This window comes from Finegoldia magna, from assembly GCF_018371055.1.
Lineage (GTDB): Bacteria > Bacillota > Clostridia > Tissierellales > Peptoniphilaceae > Finegoldia > Finegoldia magna_I.
On sequence record NZ_JAGYZD010000175.1, the window covers coordinates 1 to 3,666 of the forward strand.

Here is a 3,666-nt window from a genome sequence, read left to right on the forward strand (position 1 = left end):
AGGATATGGGAAATATGCTGATATTGATGAGATTTTTGCCGAGGATTTTATTTATGATTTGAAAAACAAATTAAATCTTGAAAATGTAATTGTTTACGGTAATACAAATCGAAAGATTAAAAGAATAGCGGTATTAGGTGGAAGTGGTGGACACTTCATTCAAAATTGTATTGATAATAATTGTGATGTATTTGTATCTTCTGAATTTAAATATGATGAACAGATAGATGCACAAGATAATAATCTTGTACTAATAGATATTGGCCACTATGAATCAGAAAAATTCATTCTGGAACCTTTACGACAAACTATTCAAAAATCTTTTCCAGAAATAAAAATTGATGTTAATTATTTAGAAAAACCAACTAGAAAAATTTTCTAATTGTGTTATAATGTTATGGTGACTAAATCAGATAATCGCATGAATTCATGAGGAAAGTCCGTGCACTATAGAGCGAGGATGCTGGATAACGTCCAGTGGGGGCGACCCTAAGGCTAGTGCAACAGAGATATACCGCCATTTAATGGTAAGGGTGGAAAGGTAGGGTAAGAGCCTACCAGCATAAAGGTGACTTTATGGCTATGTAAACCCCATTCAGTGCAAAATCAAATAGGATTAAAGACGGCTGCTCGTCGTCTCCGGTAGGTAGATTGCTTGAACTAATTGGTAACAATTAGTCTAGATAGATGATTATCAAATACAGAACACGGCTTATAGATTTGGTCATAAAAAAAGATTGGTAGCAATACTGTTACCAATCTTTTTTTATTTTACAATTATATCGTCATTAAAAGAAATCATCATTACTGTACCTAAGTTTAGTTTTGAATTAACTGATATATCAGCACCGATAATATCAGCGTAGTTTTTTACAATTGATAAACCTAGTCCGTAACCATTTTCTTTTGTGTTTCTGCAATCATCAACTCTGTAAAATCTTTCGAAAATTTTCGGCTTATTTTCTTCACTAATACCTATTCCAGTATCTTTTACGGAGATAACAATTTTTCTGTTGATATGTCTAGCTCTTAATAATACTGAATCATTTTTCTGACAAGCTTTAAGTGCATTAGATAATAAGTTAATGATAATATTAGCTAACTTTTCTTTGTCAGTATGAATATCCAAATCCTCAGAAATTTCCATATCAAATAAAACTCCAGCCTTATCATATTGGGTTTTCATAGATTTAAATATTTCATTTAAAAATTCAGATAAATTAAAATCAGTAGGATTATAAATAGTTTCTGGAGTTGATTTCTTAAATGTATTATTAAGCTGATTAATTAAGCTAGTCAATCTATCAATTTCTACAAGAAGAGTACTTACATTTTCTTCATTAGGTTCCATAATTCCGTCTTGAATCAATTCCAAATTTACTCTCAAGTTAGTCAATGGAGTCCTTAATTCATGGCTAATATTTTGTGCATATTGTTTTCTATTAAATTCCTGAGATTTTAAAGAATTTGCCATGTAATTAATATTTTGTGATAATTGATTTACTTCAACTATATTGCTTTTTATAATTGGTAGAATATAGTTTTGCTTCCTTATATTGACTGTAGCTTGAGTTAATTCTTCAATAGGGTTAGTCACTTTTCTTGAAAGGAAAATTGATATTATCAAACTTGTAAAGTATGATAAAAATGTGGATAAAATTATTAATCTTAACAAGTTTGTTATAAATAATTCTCCTCTTTGTTTGAAATTATTATTAATCCTATAAATATATTTGATATGACCTAACTTTTTGTTATTTTCATCATAGACATCTCTGACTACGGTGTTATACAGCGAAGTTTTCTTAGCAAGTTCAAATCCTTCTTTAAAAGAATATAATTCCTTATCGTTATTGTCATAAAAAATAACATCAAGATCTAATTCGCTCAAATACCACATGTACTTATCAATACTTTTTATACTAAGTCCTCGCTGTTGATCTAAAAATAAGTTTTTAGTTAGCTGCTCAATTTTATTTTGTCTATTTAGTTCTTCATTGTTAACAAAATTTCTGAACGATAATTGAAAAATGAATACCGCAATAAATGACAATAACATGATAGGAAATATAATAGCTCTTAAAAACTCATATAATATTTCCGACTTAAGCTTCATCGTATACACCTAACTTATAGCCGACGCCATAAATTGTTTTAATATAACGAGGTTTTTTTGGATTATCTTCAATTTTATGTCTAATATTCTTAATGTGAGTATCTATAGCTCTATCAAATGCCTCATAATCATAACCAAATGATAATTCAATTATTTCATCTCTAGTAAAAATTTTGTTAGGATTCGAAAATAAAGTTTTAATTATTTGAAATTCATTACTTGTAAGATTAATACTTTCTCCATCTTTAATAAATGTGTTATCATCAAAAGAAATACTTACACGTCCATTATCAAAATAAATTTTTTCTGATTTTGGAAGACCAAGTTTTTCAACTCTTCTGAGAATAGTTTTTACTTTTTGGACTAATATTTTTAAACTGAAAGGTTTAGTAATATAATCGTCAGCTCCAAGTTTTAAACCTTCTAATATTTCGGATTCATCTATTTTAGCTGTAACCATTATTACTGGAGTTTCAGTTCTTGATCTAATTATTTCCATTACCTTTTCACCACTGACTTTTGGCAACATTAAGTCTAAAATAATTAATGAATAATCAGTTGTATTAATCATATCAATTGCTTCTTGTCCATCAAATGCTTGATCAACTTCAAATCCTTCAACTTCTAAGTATTTTTTTTCTGCGTTTGATATGTTTTTCTCATCTTCAACAATTAAAATTTTTATGTCGGTCAAATTTTCTTTAAACAATTACAAAACCTCCATTTGGACTTAATATTTGTCCAGTCATAAATGAATTTTTATCAGATATTAAAAATTCTACAAGATTTGCAATATCTTCAGGTGTTCCAAGTCTTCCCATAGGAGTGTCTTCTATAACGTAATCTAAATCATCTCTTGAGATATTGTCTAACATAGGGGTATCTATAGCTCCGGGTGCGATAGCATTTATTTTAATGTTGCTGTATCCAAATTCTTTAGCTAAAGATTTTGTAAGACCTATTATTGCAGCTTTTGTTGCTGAGTAACAAGATTCCATCGAACCACCGATCATTCCCCAAATTGAAGAAATATTAATAATATTTCCTTCCTTATTATCTAACATATCTTCCAATGCTAATTTAGACATATGATAAGTTCCGTGTACATTAACATCGAACATATTATACCAATCATCAACCTTTATATCTTGAAATTGGTTAACAATAGATATTCCAGCGTTGTTAATCAATATGTCAACACATCTAAATTTATTTCTGATGAATTCGAACATTTTTTCACACTCATCAAATTTTCTTAAATCACATTTATAAGCTATTGAATCTATGCCTTTATTTCTAATATTTTCAACGATTTGTTTTGCTTTTTCTTCATTATTAAAATAGTGCACCACGATTCTGTATTCTGGATGATTTTCTAACATTTTACAAATCCCTTCTCCAATACCACCGCTAGCACCAGTTATTAAAATTGTCTTCATTTTTTCTCCTTGTAACTGATTATATTATAACATATAGGCAAATTAACAAGTCAAAATGTTTATGATATAATATTAAAACATGTTAAAATATATTTGAGTATAGGATTTGAT

At 28.5% G+C, this 3,666-nt stretch carries 4 protein-coding genes and 1 other RNA gene; 2 read left to right on the top strand and 3 right to left on the bottom strand.

The window, feature by feature from the left end:
* Together KHW44_RS07425 and rnpB are read left to right on the top strand one after the other, a co-directional pair.
* Positions 1 to 382 (top strand): Nif3-like dinuclear metal center hexameric protein (locus KHW44_RS07425; protein WP_304067869.1); only part of this gene is annotated, 382 nt, incomplete at its 5' end.
* Between the two features lie 19 nt (positions 383 to 401).
* An RNA gene (gene rnpB / locus KHW44_RS07430) (RNase P RNA component class A) lies at positions 402 to 731 on the top strand.
* A 35-nt stretch (positions 732 to 766) separates the two neighbouring features.
* Here rnpB and KHW44_RS07435 read toward each other — a convergent pair.
* Genes KHW44_RS07435 through KHW44_RS07445 form a run of 3 tightly spaced genes read right to left on the bottom strand, consistent with a single transcriptional unit; the run spans position 767 to position 3,555 of the window.
* Positions 767 to 2,116, bottom strand: a complete 1,350-nt coding sequence (locus KHW44_RS07435) for a HAMP domain-containing sensor histidine kinase (RefSeq protein WP_304067872.1) — start codon at positions 2,114 to 2,116, stop codon at positions 767 to 769.
* On the bottom strand, positions 2,106 to 2,825 hold the full coding sequence (locus KHW44_RS07440; protein ID WP_002836495.1) for a response regulator transcription factor: 720 nt from the start codon (positions 2,823 to 2,825) through the stop codon (positions 2,106 to 2,108). Before KHW44_RS07440 ends, KHW44_RS07435 begins: the two co-directional genes overlap by 11 nt.
* Positions 2,818 to 3,555 (bottom strand): SDR family NAD(P)-dependent oxidoreductase, encoded by a 738-nt coding sequence (locus KHW44_RS07445; RefSeq protein ID WP_304067875.1) that lies wholly within the window; start codon positions 3,553 to 3,555, stop codon positions 2,818 to 2,820. Before KHW44_RS07445 ends, KHW44_RS07440 begins: the two co-directional genes overlap by 8 nt.
* Positions 3,556 to 3,666: the final 111 nt, after the last annotated feature.